This is a genomic window from Pontiella desulfatans, from assembly GCF_900890425.1.
Lineage (GTDB): Bacteria > Verrucomicrobiota > Kiritimatiellia > Kiritimatiellales > Pontiellaceae > Pontiella > Pontiella desulfatans.
Map to the genome: position 1 here is coordinate 1,037,024 of NZ_CAAHFG010000004.1, position 17,448 is coordinate 1,054,471.

11 protein-coding genes are annotated in these 17,448 nt (G+C 56.3%); 6 read left to right on the top strand and 5 right to left on the bottom strand.

Annotation, left to right across the window (positions count from 1 at the left end):
- Window positions 1–94 precede the first annotated feature (94 nt).
- Window positions 95–1,090 carry a diacylglycerol/lipid kinase family protein gene (locus tag E9954_RS29850; protein WP_136082946.1) on the top strand — a complete coding sequence of 332 codons (996 nt, stop codon included), beginning with the start codon at window positions 95–97 and terminating at the stop codon, window positions 1,088–1,090.
- Window positions 1,091–1,133: 43 nt separating this feature from the next.
- Here the strand turns inward: E9954_RS29850 and E9954_RS29855 are convergent, their stop codons facing one another.
- Window positions 1,134–1,325, bottom strand: coding sequence for a hypothetical protein (locus tag E9954_RS29855; protein ID WP_136082947.1), 192 nt, complete (start codon window positions 1,323–1,325; stop codon window positions 1,134–1,136).
- A 132-nt stretch (window positions 1,326–1,457) separates the two neighbouring features.
- Window positions 1,458–3,749, bottom strand: a complete 2,292-nt coding sequence (locus E9954_RS29860; RefSeq protein WP_136082948.1) for a sodium-translocating pyrophosphatase — start codon at window positions 3,747–3,749, stop codon at window positions 1,458–1,460.
- Window positions 3,750–3,907: 158 nt separating this feature from the next.
- On the opposite strand from E9954_RS29860, the gene E9954_RS29865 reads away from it, so the two are divergent.
- Entirely contained in the window at window positions 3,908–4,447 is a 540-nt protein-coding gene (locus tag E9954_RS29865; protein WP_168442691.1) for a nitroreductase family protein, read from the top strand.
- A 30-nt stretch (window positions 4,448–4,477) separates the two neighbouring features.
- Here the strand turns inward: E9954_RS29865 and E9954_RS29870 are convergent, their stop codons facing one another.
- On the bottom strand, window positions 4,478–5,173 hold the full coding sequence (locus E9954_RS29870) for a LytR/AlgR family response regulator transcription factor (RefSeq protein WP_136082950.1): 696 nt from the start codon (window positions 5,171–5,173) through the stop codon (window positions 4,478–4,480).
- Between the two features lie 8 nt (window positions 5,174–5,181).
- The gene (locus E9954_RS29875; protein ID WP_136082951.1) at window positions 5,182–7,038 is read right to left on the bottom strand and encodes an ABC transporter substrate-binding protein; all 1,857 of its coding nucleotides are present in this window, start codon (window positions 7,036–7,038) and stop codon (window positions 5,182–5,184) included.
- 346 nt (window positions 7,039–7,384) lie between these two features.
- On the opposite strand from E9954_RS29875, the gene E9954_RS29880 reads away from it, so the two are divergent.
- Both E9954_RS29880 and E9954_RS29885 read left to right on the top strand, forming a co-directional pair.
- A complete protein-coding gene (locus E9954_RS29880) occupies window positions 7,385–8,395 on the top strand; it encodes a glycoside hydrolase family 43 protein (RefSeq protein ID WP_136082952.1) in 1,011 nt (336 codons plus the stop codon).
- A gap of 8 nt (window positions 8,396–8,403) precedes the next feature.
- A complete protein-coding gene (locus E9954_RS29885) occupies window positions 8,404–9,891 on the top strand; it encodes an MFS transporter (protein ID WP_136082953.1) in 1,488 nt (495 codons plus the stop codon).
- A gap of 10 nt (window positions 9,892–9,901) precedes the next feature.
- Here the strand turns inward: E9954_RS29885 and E9954_RS29890 are convergent, their stop codons facing one another.
- Window positions 9,902–11,056: an AraC family transcriptional regulator gene (locus tag E9954_RS29890; protein WP_136082954.1), complete on the bottom strand. Its 1,155-nt coding sequence runs from the start codon at window positions 11,054–11,056 to the stop codon at window positions 9,902–9,904.
- On the opposite strand from E9954_RS29890, the gene E9954_RS29895 reads away from it, so the two are divergent.
- Together E9954_RS29895 and E9954_RS29900 are read left to right on the top strand one after the other, a co-directional pair.
- Entirely contained in the window at window positions 11,049–13,130 is a 2,082-nt protein-coding gene (locus E9954_RS29895; RefSeq protein WP_136082955.1) for a hypothetical protein, read from the top strand. The two genes, E9954_RS29890 and E9954_RS29895, sit on opposite strands and share 8 nt — an antisense overlap.
- A gap of 116 nt (window positions 13,131–13,246) precedes the next feature.
- The gene (locus E9954_RS29900; RefSeq protein ID WP_136082956.1) at window positions 13,247–17,446 is read left to right on the top strand and encodes a sulfatase-like hydrolase/transferase; all 4,200 of its coding nucleotides are present in this window, start codon (window positions 13,247–13,249) and stop codon (window positions 17,444–17,446) included.
- The last annotated feature ends 2 nt before the right edge of the window (window positions 17,447–17,448 follow it).

Below are 17,448 nucleotides of genomic sequence, written 5' to 3' on the forward strand. Positions count from 1 at the left end.
ATATGCAAAATGAGGAACGCTCAACACCCGTTGTCGAAGCCAACATTTTGCATCAAATTGTTTTGTTATAAGAAACCGGTATAGAGGGAATGTTATGAAACGGATTGATGTGATTGCCACAACGATCTCCGGCTCGATTGCCGACTGGAAAAAGGTCGAGCGGATAGTTCCGCTGTTTGCGGAGCATGGCTATTCCGATGTCCGGTTGCACTCGGTCGACAGCCATGCCGCCGCGCGCGCCGCCGCCTGCGCGGCGTTGAAAGAGGGCGGGCGGATTCCCATCTCCGCCGGTGGTTCCGGCACCTTCCGCGCCGTGCTTGAGGGTTGCATCGATTCCGGCGTCGGGCTGGCCGACGTCCGCCTCGGTTTCCTGCGCAAGGGCTCCGCCGACCTCATCGGCAAGGTGCTCGACATGCCCGACGAGATTGAACGCGCGATCCAGGTCTTTGCGAAATCCATCACCGCAGACCGGCATCTCCCCGCCGACATCCTCCGCGCCAGCAGTCCGGCGGGCAACGAAGTGCCGCGCCACTTTATCGGCTACGGCGGAGCGGAACTCTTCGGGCGGATTCCCTACTATACCGAGAACCGCTACACCAAATATTACAAGGGCATCCTCAGCCAGTTTTTCGGCGACCTCGGCCCCTTCATGACCGGCGTGGCGCTTGCGCTAATGGAGCGGCTCATCAAAGCACCCTTCCGCAGAAAGACGCGCTGGCAAATCATGGCCGACGGCCGGCTCGCCGCGGAAGACGCCTTCCAGTCCATCATCCTTGTCAACGGATACCTCGGCCCCGACCTGCCGTATTCCGACCAGCCGCTCGGTTCCGGCGAATTCTATTGCTTCGGTCTGCGCAACCTCGGCGCCTCCAAACTGCTACCCCAGATCAAGCACGCCCGCGACGGCTCCATCACCGACGATCCCGAACGCTGGGGCCTCGTACCCATTGTCGCAAAAGACAATCTCGAATTCATCCCCGACCACGGCAAGCCATTTCCCATCAACGTCGATGGCGGCACCTTCATCGCCAAGGAATCCATGCTTTTCGAACGCGTCGGGCAAATCCCGCTCATCGCAAACGCTCGCTAATGGTGTTGGGCCGATCCGCCGCCCGCCCGGTGGGGCACCGGGCCTACAACGCGGCTGTAGGCTGGGTCACTGACCCGGCGCGCGGCGGCAAAGCGTTATGGTGCTGAACGGCAGACGCCACCCTCCCTGTTTTCTCTTCTTTTTGGGGATGCTTCATCAAGATCGTCACGGGAGCACCGCCATGGTTCCAGGCCGTCGGCCCGAATCCAGTCATGTTGGTCCATTCAACATTCATCGTTCCTCTCCTGTCTTCCCACAAAGCGTAGAACGCGTTCGGGGGCGGTTTATTGCATCCACCCTCAAAGCGTATCGCCCAGACTCACGGCCGTGAAGCTGGGCGATACGTTTTCTGGAAAGCCCTCCGGAACTATTTGGTCGTGATGTGCAGTAGCTCCTGGATGACCGGGGAGAATTTGACGACGACCGGGGTGAAGACGACGCTGACCATGGTCATTAGCTTGATGAGGATGTTGAGCGAGGGGCCGGAGGTGTCTTTGCAGGGATCGCCGACGGTGTCGCCGACGACGGCGGCCTTGTGGGCATCGGAGCCCTTGCCGCCGTGCGCGCCTTTTTCAACGTATTTCTTGGCGTTATCCCACGCGCCGCCGGCATTGTTGAGCATGGTGGCCAGCACGAAGCCGGTGGTCAGTCCGCCCGCGAGCAGGCCCATCACGCCCGGCACGCCGAGGATCAGGCCGGTGACGACCGGAATGATGATCGCGAGCAGGGAGGGCACGAGCATTTCACGCTGGGCACCCTTGGTGGAGATCGCCACGCAGGAGGCATAGTCCGGCTTGCCGGTGCCTTCCATGATGCCCGGAATTTCCCGGAACTGGCGGCGCACCTCTTCCACCATCGCGCCGGCGGCGCGGCCGACCGCCTTCATGGTCATGGCGCAGAAGACGAAGGCCATCATGCCGCCGAGGAACAATCCGCAGAGGAGCAGGGGATTCATGATGTGCAGTTCGAAGGAACGGACGAAATCCATGATGCCGGCGTGCTCGGCCTGCTCGGCGGTGAATCCGGCAAAGGAGCCTTCGCCGGCCAGCTTGGCAATCCAGATTTTCACCTCTTCGATATAGGCGGCGAGCAGGGCCATGGCGGTGAGGGCAGCGGAGCCGATGGCAAAGCCTTTGCCGGTGGCGGCGGTGGTGTTGCCGAGCGAGTCGAGCGCATCGGTGCGCTCGCGCACTTCCGGCGGTAGACCGGCCATCTCGGCATTGCCGCCGGCATTGTCGGCGATCGGGCCATAGGCGTCGGTGGCCAGCGTGATGCCGAGCGTGGCGAGCATGCCGACCGCCGCGAAGCCGATGCCGTAGAGGCCCATCGACATATCGGAGAAGCCGCCCGCGAATCCGAAGGCGCAGATGATGCCGATGACGATGGTGATCACGGGGATGCCGGCGGAGTACATGCCGGTGGCGAGGCCGTCGATGATCGTCGTGGCCGGCCCCATGACCGCCTGGTCGGCGATGCCCTGAGTCGGTTTGTATTCCTCGGAGGTGTAGTATTCCGTGGCTTGACCGATGATTACACCCGCCGCAAGGCCGGAGATGACGGACAGTACGATACCGCCGGAAATCATGCCGAGCTGCCACAGGCCGATCAGCGCCAGTACAATCAGCACCGAGCTGCCGAGGGTACCCGTAAGCAGGGCTTTCAGCAGGTTCTTTTGCGAGGCGCCTTCTTTGCAGCGAACCATAAACATGCCGATGATGGAAAGAATGGTGCCGACCCCTGCAACAATCATCGGAGCAGTAACAAGACTGATGGCATCGGCTTCGGTGCCGGTGCCGTTCATCACTTTATGCGCGCCGACGGCCGCGCCGAGGGCGGCGGTGGCGAGGATCGAGCCGCAGTAGGATTCGTAGAGGTCGGCGCCCATGCCGGCGACGTCGCCGACATTGTCGCCCACGTTGTCGGCGATGGTGGCCGGGTTGCGCGGGTCGTCTTCCGGAATGCCGGCTTCCACCTTGCCGACGAGGTCGGCGCCAACGTCGGCCGCCTTGGTGTAGATGCCGCCGCCGACACGCGCAAACAGGGCCTGCGTGGAAGCGCCCATGCCGAAGGTGATCATGGTGGTGGTCATGTGGACGAGCTTTTCCGCCACGTCGCAACCGGCTGGGACGAGCTCCATGCCCAGCATGTGCCAGCCGTCCGCCATGTGCGCGGTGGTGTAGACGAGCTTATCGAGAATCAGGTACCACAGGCAAATGTCGAGCAGGCCGAAGCCAACGACGACGAGGCCCATCACGGCACCCGAGCGGAAGGCAACCTGCAGGCCGCGGTTGAGGCCTTCGGAGCAACCCTGCGCCGTGCGCGAGGAGGCGGCCGTGGCCGTCTTCATTCCAATGTAGCCGCACAGGCCGGAGAAAAAGCCCCCGGTCAGGAACGCGATCGGGACAAACGGATTCTGGATGCCAAACAATGCGAGGAGCTGGAGAATAACCAGCAGCACGACAAAGACGATGATCACGACCTTGTACTGGCGGAACAGGTAGGCCATGGCGCCCTCGCGAACGTGCCCCGCGATTTCGATCATGGTTTCGTTACCTTCGTTCGCCGACATCATCTTCCTATAGAAGAAGACCGCGAAGAACAGCGCGAAGATGGATGCGATCGGCGCAATCCACCACAGACTAGTTATTACTGTGTTCATACATTCCCCAATGTTTAGCAGTCGTTAAGAGTTCTGGCGATTTAGCGGAGAGTAGGGATACGGGCGTGGCAAATCAAATGCAATTATGCGTCATCGAGCACCGCGATTTGCGAAAAGTTCCCATGACTGGCTTTTAGTCCATGTGCTACGTTCCACCTATGGAAAAGGAACCGTTCATCAATTTGGTCAAGCACCGGACGAGCTGCCGGTCGTATGAAGCGAAACCGGTGCCGCGCGAGCATCTGGAGCTGATGCTGGAGGCGGCGCGGCTGGCGCCCTCGGCCTGCAACAAGCAGCCGTGGCGCTTTGCGGTGGTGCAGGATGCGGGCACGCGGATGCGGCTGGTGAAGGAGTCGCTTCGCGTCGGCATCGAAATGAAATGGGCGGCCAATGCCGGCGCAATCATTGCCATCGGGGTGCGGAGCAAAGGCCTGGTGCATAAGGTGGGTACCCGGATTACCGGTGTTGAATATCCGCAAATCGATCTAGGCATTGCGGGCGAGCACCTGGTGTTGCAGGCGGAGGAGCTGGGGCTGGGAACCTGCTGGATCGGGTGGATCAAACAAAAGGCGGTTCGGCGGATTGTGGGTTGGTCGAAGGATGTTGCGCCGATGGGATTGATTACGGTCGGCTGGCCCGCCGGGGAGCGCAAGACCCGCCCGCGGCTGCCCTTGGATGAAATCGTGAAATGGATCTGACGAATCCGGGGATTCGAGGCTGGATCGGGCTTATTGGAATATTTGCTGGAGCCGGCCGAGTGCTGTCGGGCCTATTTCAAGTATGTCCCCATTCAGCAATACAATCTGGGCTTTGTTCGAGTGGTTCAGCCTAGAAAAGGCGCTGATTTTTTTCACGTTGATGATGGTGGACCGATCTAGCGAAACAAATTGTTCGTGAGGGAGTAGTTCGAGCCATTCGTGCATGCGCCGATTGCACAGCGGGTGGGTGCCGTTGTCATCAAGTATCGTGGTGTAATCACGATCGGCGGTCACCTGGATGATTTCATTGATCTGGCTGATCCGGGTTGTGTTTCCGATTTTCAGAAGGATGATGCCATTGCCTGTGCTTTTTTTGGGACGGGGGTTGGGTACGCGACGGAAGGCTCTCTCCAGCTTCTCTTCGGTTACGGGTTTAAGCAGATAATCGATGGCCCCGACCTCGTAGGCCCGCAGTGCATGGCTTTCGTACAGTGTTGTACAGATGATGTGGGGGCTATAGTCCAACTTTCTTAAGTGATCCAGGCTTACCTCGCGGCCGAGTTGAATATCGGACAGAATGATATCAGGGCGAAGCTGTGCCGCTAAGTCCATGCCTTTTTCAATGGTTTCCGCAGTACCGACCAACTCATGGTCCCCGAACTTTCCGAGCAGGATCTTGAGGTTTTCCATGTCGACGATGTTGTCTTCTATAATGATGACCTTCATACGAGCCTTTATGAGACGATTTTAGGCGGAGAGGAAGCGTCCATCTGCGAATGGGCTGAAATCATCGACGAATCCGCCCCGAGCGGTACGGCAACGGTGAAAACCGTGCCGGTTGGCTGGGCATTGCCGATTCGGATGTCGCCGCCGAGCAGGCGGGTGTTGCGCTCGACGATGGAAAGGCCGAGCCCGACCCCCGAACGGTGCGACGGCCCTTCGGCCCCTTGGGCGAACATGTCGAAAATCCGTTCGCGCTCCTCCTCGGGAATACCCGGGCCTTCGTCGGAAACCCGCATCTCCAGGGAGGATGGGCTGCATGAAAGGGCGATGCGGACGGTTCCGTTTTCCGGTGTGAACTTGATGGCATTGTGGATCAGGTTCAGCAGGATTTGTGAGAGGCGGGTACGGTCGGCCTCAATGGTCGCGGTGGTGGCATCGATGCGAACCTGCACGCCCTGCTCGTTGGCCAATGGCTGCACGAGGTTGCCGATTTCCCCGCCCCATTCCGACAATTCGAAGTGTTCCGGGCGCACGGCGGCGGCATTCATTTCGAAGGCCGAAAGATCGAGGATGTTATTGAGCATGAGCATCAGGAACCCGCCGCCGGACTTGAGCTGCTCCAGGAATGCATTGAACTTGTCCGGCAGCTCCAGGCTCTTGCCATGGTGGTGGAAAATATTGGTCAACCCGATGATCGAGCTGATCGGCGCGCGTAGGTCGTGGCTGACGTTGGCGATGAACCAGGTTTTTTTGCGGTTGGCCTGTTCGGCGGCTTCCTTGGCATCCGAGAGCTCCTTGTTGATGGTCAGCAATTTTGCATTGAGGTGCCGGAAGTAGACCGTGATGGCCAGCAGGATGGCCAGCAGTGCCGTTGCGCCGGCTACCGCTTTCATGAACCAGGCAGGAAGCATGGTGCCGTCGGGTTGGTAGATGAACCCGTCGAGATCCGGGCGCTTGTCCAGCATGCCGATCTCGATATAGGTGTCTGCAATGTGTTCCCAGCGCCCCGGCAGCATATAGCCCGGATCGACGAGCCCGGTCATTAGATCCCGCGTAATCCGTGCTTCGTACAGCAGGTGCTCGCGGCTCATGCGGGTGGGGTAGTGCTCCAGGATAATGTCGATCGCCTTTTCCGGATGGTTGTAGGCCGCCTGCCAGCCGCGGACAGAGGCCGCGCGGAAGCCCTTGGCCACATCCTCCCTTTCCGTGAGCATGGCCTGGGTGGTGAAAAAATTGTCGCCGTAGAAATCGATCCCGTAAGTGCGCGGCGAGAGGATGAAATGCTCGACGCCCATTTGGTCGAGCACAAAAGGCTCGTTGCCCATATAGGCGAAAATGGCGTGCGCCTCGGAGGTGAGCAGGTCTTCAATGTAGCCCGTGTGGTTCAGGCAGGTTAGCTGGTCGAGGGGAACCCCGGCTCGGTTGAACATTGCGAAAAGGTCGGCGGCATGCTCTTCGATCATGATCGTCTTGCCCGCTAGATCCTGCATGGTGGCCGAGGGCTTGTCGCCCCGCATAATCAAGATGACGGGGGAGTGCTGGTACACCACGCCTAGCACCTTCACGGGGCTGCCTTCGGCATAGTTCAACAGCAGGTCGCTGGTCGCCACGCCGAAGTCGGCTTCGCCCGAAAGCACCCGCCCGACCACATCGATGTTAGGCCCCCCGACGACAATATCCACATCCAGCCCCGCCTCGCGGTAGTAGCCGTTGTGTTGAGCCATATAGTATCCGGCAAATTGGAACGCATGAGTCCATTTCAGTTGCAACGTGACCTGTTCAAGGTTCGTTTCCTCAGCTTGTAACGGCGACGCCAAGAGCAGGGCGAGCAGGCAGGGGGCTATTCCAATAGATTTCAACGGATTCATTCATGAAGATTCTTAGAGGAAAACGCCTCGTTATAAAACCCATTTCCCAATCTAAACCCAAAGGGTTTTGCGGCTGCTAACTGAAGAGCCGAGAAACAAAGGGCAGGGCGGCTACCGGGCTGCATGGCTTCGCCGGCCATGGATGGCGATGCACTGATCCTGTGAACAAAACCCATCTTGACCGAATTCAGAAACAGTCGGGCCTGTCGTCATGAAGTTCCACGAGCGGAACGTCCAATGTTTGAAAAAGCGGCGTCCGGTTTCATAAAACCCGATTCCCGCTTCATGAGGCCTGATTGCTGATTCGGGGGTGGTGGGATACATTCTGTTTTTAGGAGTTTACCCTATGGCGAAATGGACAAGATATCTTGTGCCGCATCTATACACGGCAGACCCGCATGCGCATGTGTTTGACGGGAAGCTATATATTTATCCCTCGCATGATATTGATGCGGGCATCCCGGAAAACGATAATGGCGACCACTTCGCCATGCGGGATTACCATGTCTTTTCGATGGAGGACATCGAAGGGGATGTTACCGATCATGGCGTTGCGCTGAAGTTGGAGGATATTCCATGGGCCGGTCGCCAATTGTGGGATTGCGACTGTGCCTGCAAGGACGGCAAATATTACCTCTATTTCCCGCTGAAAGACCGTTCGGATATTTTCCGCATCGGTGTGGCCATCAGCGACAAGCCGGAGGGGCCCTTTGTTCCTCAGGAAGTTCCAATGGCTGGAAGCTATTCGATCGATCCTTGCGTCTTCCGTGATGAGGACGGCTCGCACTACATGTACTTTGGCGGTATATGGGGCGGGCAGCTGCAATCCTATCGGAACAACCAGGCGGTTGAGAACGGGAAGGAACCCGCCGACGATGAGCCGGCGCTCCCCCCGCGGGTGGCTAGGCTGCGCGATGATATGCTCCAGTTTGGCGAGGAACCGCGTGCCGTTGTGCTTCTGGATGAACAGGGCGAGGAGCTGAGAGCCGGCGACCATGAGCGTCGCTTCTTCGAAGCCGCGTGGATGCACAGATACCAGGGCAACTATTATTTTTCATACTCCACGGGCAATACGCAAAAGCTGTGCTATGCCGTGGGGGACAATCCATACGGGCCGTTCACCTACCAAGGCGTGATTCTGACCCCGGTGGTGGGATGGACGACACACCATTCGATTGCGGAGTTTAAGGGGAAGTGGTATCTGTTTCACCACGACAGCGGTCCGTCGGGAGGCAAGACCTGGCTGCGCAGCATGAAGGTCTGCGAGCTGGTATACCGCGATGACGGAACGATCTGCACGATGGACGGCGGGGGGGAAATGGAACCGCTGCAACCTCAGGATTTGACCGAAGCATAAGGGGTAATATGGGACATTTTCATCAGAAACTCTCCTTCCGCGAAAAGGTAGGCTACAGTCTGGGTGATGGAGCCGCCAACCTGGTCTTCCAGGTTTTGATGGCTTATCAGTTCATGTTTTTTACGCAGATTCTGGGGCTGAGCCCCAAGGCGGCGGGGCTCCTGTTTCTGATCGGACGCTTCTTCGATGCCTTCACCGATCCGGCCATGGGGTTTGTTGCTGACCGCACAAAGACCAAGTGGGGACGCTTCCGTCCCTGGCTGATTTGGTCGGCGCTTCCTTTTGCCGCCATTTTCTGGCTGACCTTCACCAGCCCCGGATGGTCGCCCACGGGGCAGATGGTCTATGCCTACCTCATGTATTTCCTGCTGATGGCCGTCTATACCGTGAACAACGTGCCGTATTGCGCGTTGAACGGAGTGATGACGGGCGACGTGGATGAACGCACCAGCCTTTCCACCTACCGGTTTGTTTGCGTCACGATTGTTTCGTTCATCGTGCAGGGCATGACACTGCCGCTGGTTGATAAATTCGGGCAGGGCGACGATGCCAAGGGCTGGTCGATCACCATGGGCATTTTCGCGGTGGTAACCATTTTCCTCTTCGTGATCTGTTTCTTCTCGGTGAAGGAGCGCGTGGAGCCCGACCCCGATCAGCAGTCGTCTGCAAAACAGGACATGCTGGACACGTTTAAAAACCGCCCGTGGGTCATCCTGTTCAGCGCCACGCTGATGATTTTCATCATGCTGGTGGTTCGCGGCGGATCGCTGCCTCTTTTCATGGAACACATCGCCGACCGTCAATCGTTGGCGGACTTTATTGGAAGCATGGGGCTTCAGTCGGTTGACGGCGTTGCCCCGACCGGCTTCGGGAAATTCCTGAACGCCTTCGGTTATCTGCTGAAGCCGGATCATTCCAATGTGCCCGGCGTCGCCTACGGCATCATGGGTATGCTGGGCACCTTTACCATGTTCCTTGGCGTTTTGTGCTCCAAGCCCCTTTCGAAGCTCTTCGGGAAGCGGATGGTGTTTGTGGGATCGCTAGTGGTAACGACGTTCGTGACCCTGTGGCTGTTTTATATTCCTTCCACGAATGTCCGCGCCATGCTGTGGCAGAGCGCGTTGTGGGGGTTGGCGTACGGCCCCACCGTTCCGTTGTTGTGGTCGATGATTGCCGATACCGCCGACTATTCCGAATGGAAGACGGGTCGCCGCGCGACCGGGTTTACCTTCGCGGGCGTGGTCTTTGCCCTCAAATTCGGGTTGGGGGTCGGCGGCTATATCCAGGGGCTGATCCTTGCCCAATACGGTTACGAAGGCGGGGCTGAGCTGGCTGAACGCGCCATGACCGGCATTCGTGTTGCCTCGTCCGTTGCGCCGGCCGCGTTCATCATTGCGGCAGTGGCCATTCTGCTTTTCTATCCGATATCGAAAGAGCTGAACTATCAGATTGGCGATGATCTCGCGAAGCGGCGGAAAGAGCGGGCTGGGGAATAGATCCGTTCGTTTAACGATCCCGTTCTTGTTGTTTCATTTTCCGGTATTTTCCCGGCGTTGTTCCATATTCCGTCTTGAAGCTGTTGATCAGGGTGTCGACGGAATAGTAGCCGCAGTTTTCGGCGATGTCCTCGAGTGTGGCTGTGGTGCAGCTCAAAAGATGGGCGACGGACTGGATGCGCTGGTAGCGGATTTCCTGCCCGGGAGAGCGGGAATAGTTTGCGGCAAAGGCCTTCTGAAGTCCCTGTTGGGTCACGCCCATGGCCTCGGCCACGTCGGTGGCCTGAATGCCGGTGTGGAAGTTGTTCTGGATCCAGTGCAGCGCATCGGAAACCAGCGGGTTGCGCACGGCATAGCAGTCGGTGCTCCTGCGCACAACAACCTCGGCCGGGGCGTGGCGGATCACCGTTGCCTCCGCCTTGCGCGCTGGCTGCTCCAGAAGGCCGCGAAGGGTGTTGGCGGCCAACCGGCCCAAACCTTCCTGATCGGTCTCGATGCTGCTCAGGCCAACCGTGAGCCCGGCGTTGACCAGATCGTCGTTATCCACACCCAGTACGGCCATGTTTTCCGGAACGCGCAGCTCGTTCCGCAGGCAAAGGGATATCAGCTCCGCCGCCATATTATCCTGGTAGGCAAAGAATCCTAAAGACAGCTCCTCCAGACGGTTGCCGCGTTTTTTTGCAATCTGTTCCATTTCCCGGATAACGCCCGGCTGCATGTTTTCCGATGATTGGAGAACCGTGACGGAGCCGCCATCTTCCTCCATGAATTCGCGCAATGCATCCAGGCGCTCCTGATACATCCGGATATTTCCCGGGCCGAGGGCGAAGACTTCGCGATAGCCGTGGTCGCGGAAATGTTCGGCGGCAAGGCGGCCGATTTCGCGGTTGTCGGTCACGACGCGCGGAATGGGAAGGTTGTGTTCGCCGAGGCCAAGATCGACCAATGGAATTTTGTGGGTACGGAAATATTGCAATGTCTCCCTGCACTGGAGCAAGGCGATGCACCCATCGCCCTTCCAGTCCTTCAGGTACCCGTCGTTGGTGACCGGATCCTTCGGGCAATTGAGCTGCCAGCCGGCTTCGCGCGCAACCTGCGCCACGCCGCGGTGGATGCGGTAGTCGTACCATTCCAACAGCAGCATGATGTGTTTGCGTTTGATCATGGAGTTTCACCTTTCAGGATTCGGTGTCAGGAATACCTCGTATCTGAGCGATGTCAAACATTCAAAATGGGTTTCATTTTTCCGCATTAATGTTTCGATACTGGGGATTGATAGAATTCCGTTCTGCGCTATTTTGGATTACAGATGGAAACAGGAGTGTGATCTTCGCCTGAAGGGCTGGCGATGGATTTTTAACCAGAAATGCGAGGAGAGGAATGAGATGAAAAAGTGCTTAACGATAGTCGCAGCAACCCTCTTGGTTGCCTGTAGTTATGCAGGGACGCTTGAGGACTGGCAATTCAACGATGCCAATGGAACTGCGCTAAACAGCGTTACGAACACGGGGACGGTCGGCTCGTCCTGGAATTTTGGCGGGCCATCGACACAGGCGGGCGATCTCAACATTGGTGACGCCACCTTCTACAAGTGGAATCCGGGCAGCGGAACAACCTTTAGAACGGCCGATTTTACCGAGCTTACCTCCGGCCAGTATATATTTGAATTTGTCGTTTCCGATTGGAATATGGCGGGTACAGATGGCCTTGGCGTCGTTAATAACGGAATAAAATTCGCGTTCGGACACACGACGAACGGGAGTGCCCAGATTGAATTTGAAGTCGCCCAAGCACCTGGCAATGATATGCGCGTGCGTTCACAAAATTCAAACAACGGAAATCTCTCCGGCACGGATGCTCAAAATCAACTGGGCAGTTTGAATTTAACCAATACCGCACCGGTTACGGTGCAACTTCTGGTCGATCTCGATACGGGCGAATGGTCTACGCAGGTTGATGCCGGAAGTGGTTTTGTCGCGCTGGTGTCTGACGGAACCGGAATGACAATGATTGACCGTATACAGCTCATCGTTGATGCCAGTAACGGGACCTGGGAATTCGGCGGCGCGGCTGGAACGGCAACGGAATTCATCAAGATTGATTCGGTGTCCCTGTCCGAGCCGGCTCCCGACCCATGGAGTAAACTCGAATACTGGGATTTTGAAGCTGATGCGGCCAACAAGTCATTTGGTACGAATTGGGTTAACTCAGGTTCTTTGGGCAGTGAGTGGACTTTTGGCGGACCGGACACCATAACAACGGATGGTGCGGGTAGTTTAATTGTCAGCAACCACTCCGGCGAGGTATTCCGGAAGCTTCCGAAAGCGGGAACCGCCAATGCGAATCCAACGAACGATGCCTATGCGACAGCCTTTACCACCGGTAAATATCGTTTGGAAATGAATTTTGCTTCATGGGATCTTCCGGAGGGTGCCGACAGCGGAAACCTCGAGCTTCAGGCGTTGTCCGGCACAAATGCCGTCGCCCTGATTCGCCTGAGGGTCAATGACGCAGGAAATGCCACATGGATGCAACTGATGGGTGTGGAATCAGGAGCTCAAAAATTCAACACCTATGGCCTCGGTACTGCCAGCACAAACAGAACGACCCCGGCGACGGCTGTGATCGAATTTGATTTCGACAACGATACCATTGAATACTTCCTGAATGGTGAGCTGAAGAAATCTACGAATGTGTTTAACGAAGCCGGTTTCGATCAACTGGTATTCACAACAGATGCAAACTGGTCATCAAATAATGTGGTGGTGATCGAATCGATGGGACTGTCAACATTCATAGATCCAAATGCGACTAATGATACTCCCACGTCGCTATGGAGTGAATGGATTGCTCTTTATCCGGGTGTAGGAGCCAGCTCAAATCTGCTGGATAACGGCGACAGTGATGATCTGGATAATCTGACCGAATATGCCTACGGCGGTGATCCTTCGGATGGCGGCGACCAAGGCAATGTGCCGGTGCAGTCGCAGGTCGCCGCGGGAGGAACTAACTATCTCGAATATATCTACTACGAACGAACCGATGCGGACGACCGAGGGCTGGCTTCGATCCTCGAGGTGGGTACCGATCTGGTCATCACCAACTGGGCCGATGGAAGCGGCTATGAAACAGCCAGCGGTGCATCGGGTGTAACAGGGTTCAATGCCATAACCAACCGGATTCCAACCGATACTGAAGCTCAGCAGTTCATTCGGCTTCAGATTGAATTCACGCCGTAAGCACGTTGCCAGGTCAAAAAGTATTAAATGTGTGCGCCCCGGCTTGCCGGGGCGTATGCTTAACGATGAGTGGTTGGGCGCATCAAAGCGTCTAGTGGTGTAAAGAGGCAAGTTACATGAGCATTAGAAGAACAAAACATATCGTTTCAGCATTTCTCGTTCTGCTGGTTGCCGGCGCTCAATCCGCGCTTGTAGTGGATTTTGATGCCGCGGTGCTGGTAACGAACAACAGCTCGAATGTCAGCTCGGATACGGCCCTGAATATCGGTGCGCCCCTCATCACAGCCGATGGCGTGAACTATATCGGGCCGGATGTTTATGGCGCATTGCACCGGCAGAATGCAGGCGTCTGGACGGTTGGCAACAATGGGGCTTCCGGCCTGCGGGTGCGTTTCAATACCGGTGATTTCGGGCATGCCGTTGCCGGCCTGTTTCTTTTTAAAACAGACGCCGTTCAGTTTAATATCGCAAATGACACAATGAATGCGGCGGATATTTTCACCAGTCAGATCCAGCGACTGGATTCGGCGACCATCCGCTTTGTCGTCGAGGATGGCGGCCAGTTTTATATTTCCTCTTCTTCCGCAAATTTTTCAACAGGAGGCTCAGGCAACCAAGGCGATGCCTTCAGCATTGAAGCGCTGAGCGCAAGCTGGTTTAACTATGATCCCTCAACAGCCACAGGCGTTTCCGCAATCGGCTCCGCTGCAACACCCGCCTTTGCAGACATTGGTTTTGTTGGATTCACCCTGTTTGCAGACTCGATCGATGCAGGCGATGCAAGCGTCAACTTCGGGGTTCGGGAATTTTACGTATCAGCCATTCCGGCTTCGGCAGGTTCGGCAGCCGGGGTAGTGAATGCCGGGCTGAAGCATCAGAAGATCGAAGGGTTCGGGGCATCCGCCGCATTCTATATCAATAAGCTGATCGAAAATGATCACTCCAACGAGTTGGCCAATCTGTTGTTCGAGGATCTGAACCTGGATATTTTCCGGATTCGCAATCTCTATTTGGCTGATGAATCCAATGTTCAGAACAATATCGATGGTACGATCACGACCCTTCAAATGGGCGAAGCTTCTCTTGGGAGGCCGCTAAAAGTTCTGATGTCGGCCTGGACGCCGCCGGATGACCTGAAAAGCAATACGAACAAAATCGGCGGAACGCTGGCTTCCGATGGCGGCGGTTATCGTTACGACGATTTTGCCCAGTGGTGGGCCGACAGCCTCGACTACTATGCAACACTTGGCATTTCCCCGGATTATATCAGCATTCAGAATGAGGCGAACTGGGAGGCAACGCATGCTTCCTGCAAGTTTGACCCAATAGAAACCGGAAGCTTCGCCGGCTACAACATCGCCTTCGAAAAAGTGTGGCAGAAGCTGGCGATCGAAATGGGGACGGCCGCGATGCCGAAAATGCTTGGTCCGGAATTGGTCGCATTCAACAAGCTGGATGAATACATCGATAACCTGCTCTATCCGTTGCACGCCTATGGGTATGCGCACCATTTGTATAGCAGCAATGTCGGCTCCAACCCATCTGTCCTGAATGCCGAGATGCAATCGACGAACGACGACTACGATTACAGGCCGCTGTTCCAAACGGAATATTACAGCGGCGCCTCCCCGACGGATTGGCTGCGGAAATACAATCTCGCGAAGCTTATGTTTAACTCGCTTACGATTGAAGAAGTCTCTGCGTATCTCTATTGGTGTTTGTATTGGCCTTTCGACGACGGACAGGCGCTGATTACCCTGCCGGATGATTCCTCCTACGACATCAATCCGGAATATTATGCCTTCAAGCATTATTCAGCGTTCATCAATACCGATTGGCGGAGGCTGGATACCACATCATCGAAACCGGGCGTTGATCTGGCCGCCTTCATCAGTCCCGCTGGCGACGAAGTTAGCGTCGTGATCCTCAATTCCAACGGAAGCCTTGTGGATCTGGATTTATCGTTTTCGGGTGTCACGATTACGGGAGGAGATATCTATCGCTCCACCTCCAGTTTAAACTGCACGAACATCGGCAGCTTTAATCCTGCTGCCACGAATCTAGTCATCCCGGCGGAATCGATCACCACGCTAGCGCTTACAGCCTCCCCGAACACGGCCCCATCTAATCCAAATATTCTGATGGTTTATGTCGACGATCTCCGGCCGCAAACCAGAAGCTATGGTGCGGCGCAGATGATCACGCCGAACATGGATCAGATTGCGGCGGATGGCTATCAGTTCAACCGCGCTTATGTGCAGCAGGCAGTCTGTTCTCCCTCGCGCACCAGTTTAATGACCGGCATGCGCCCCGACTCGACACAGGTATTTGATCTGACGACCGACTTCCGCGACACGATTCCGTGGGTAGAAACCCTGCCGCAATACCTGCAGGATTATGGCTACTATTCTGTCGGTATCGGTAAGGTTTATCATGGAAGCCTGAATGATGATTTGTCGTGGAGCGAATCATGGAGCGCCGGTTCCGGAACCTATGGTTCGGTTGGCGCGGGTAATCCGCCCACAGAAAGTCCGAATGTGGCGGATAATGTGCTGCGCGATGGCGCTGTAACGGATGAGGCCGTTATCAAACTGGCCGACCTTAAAACGAAGCAGCCTTTCTTTTATGGGGTGGGCTATGTTCGTCCGCACCTTCCGTTTGTAGCACCTCAAACCTATTGGGATCTATACACGACCAACGATCTGGTTTATCCCCATACGGATGATCCGGCTGTCGATGCTTCAAGCTTGGCCTACACGACCTGGGGTGAATTGCGCGGGTACGACGGAATTCCTGCCAGTGGTCCGGTTTCATCAGCACAGGAACAGGAACTGATTCACGGGTACTATGCTTGCGTGTCCTATATGGATGCGCAGCTCGGTCGTTTAATGGCCGCGCTCGAAAATGAAGGCCTTTCCGAAAATACGATTGTTGTAGTCTGGGGCGATCACGGCTGGCATCTGGGCGACCATGGCCAGTGGACCAAGCACACCAATTTTGAATTGGCCACCCGGATTCCTATGATCATAAAAGTTCCATGGATGCCCGGCGCTGCGCAAATCGATGCACTGACCGAAGCCGTTGATCTCTATCCGACGCTACTCGATCTCTGCGGCGTTCCGCACCCCGTCCAGCTCGAAGGCGACAGCCTGATGCCGTTACTTGAAAGTCCGGATTCAGCGGGAGAAGCCGATGCCATCAGTCAATATCCGCGCAGCGGTAACATGGGCTATTCCATGCGCACCGACCGGTATCGCTATACGGAATGGCGTCTCGAAAATTCCAATATTATCGTCGATCGCGAACTGTACGACCAGTTCCTCGATCCGCGCGAAGACACCAACGTGGTGGATCACATTGTATACGCTGCCGATGTTGCAACCCTCGCCGCGCAGCTGCAGGCACGGCTGGACGAACTGAATCCCTCGTCAGGTGCCAATGGCGAGAATCTGGTCTTGAATGGCGATTTCGACGATGATTTGAACGACTGGGTTCAAACGATCAACGGAGCCTCGGCTTCATTCGCCACCAACGGCCCCGTAGCCGATCCGGAATTGTACGTGAGCATTACCGATGGTACGGCAGATAAATACCGGTTGGCTATCGAGCAGATTGTGCCGGCTCAGCAGGGCAAGCTTTATACCATCCGTTTCAGCGCCCGAGCCGCCGCCGACCGGACCATCACCATTCTGTGGCGAAACAAGGACAATGTCGGGACGGCTTATCTGACGTTGAATATTCCGATTGATACGGTCAGCCGCACATATGAGTTCTCGGCCATCCAGCTCGCGAATATCACCGGCACCGATCCCGATGGCGAAATCCGCATTCAGTTCGGCGGCGATGATGCCGATGTCTGGATCGATGCCATAGAAATCTATGCCGAAACTTCTTTTGCAGCAGCACTGGTAGAAGCCGGACTGAGCGGCACCGATGCTCTGGCAAGTTCAGATGCCGATGGAGACATGGCCATTAATCTGTTTGAGTATGCTTCCAATCTGGATATGGCAACCAACGATTATCATCGGCTGGTTTCCGGCAGTGGAACGTCCGGCCTGCCGACGTATCAGATTGCTCCCTCCAACAGTTTCCAGACGCTGGAGCTTGAATATCTCCGTCGGCGCGGCGCTTATGACCTCCAATACATCCCTGAGTTTACCGGGAATCTGGTTGGAGGGGAATGGGCTGAATCTGTCGCTTCCGAAACAGTCGTGCTGATCGACTCTGACTGGGAACGCGTAACCGTTAGAGATGTTGAAACCACCGAAACCTCCACCAACCGCTTTGGCCGCGTCCGGATCCTCTTCAGACCGTGAAC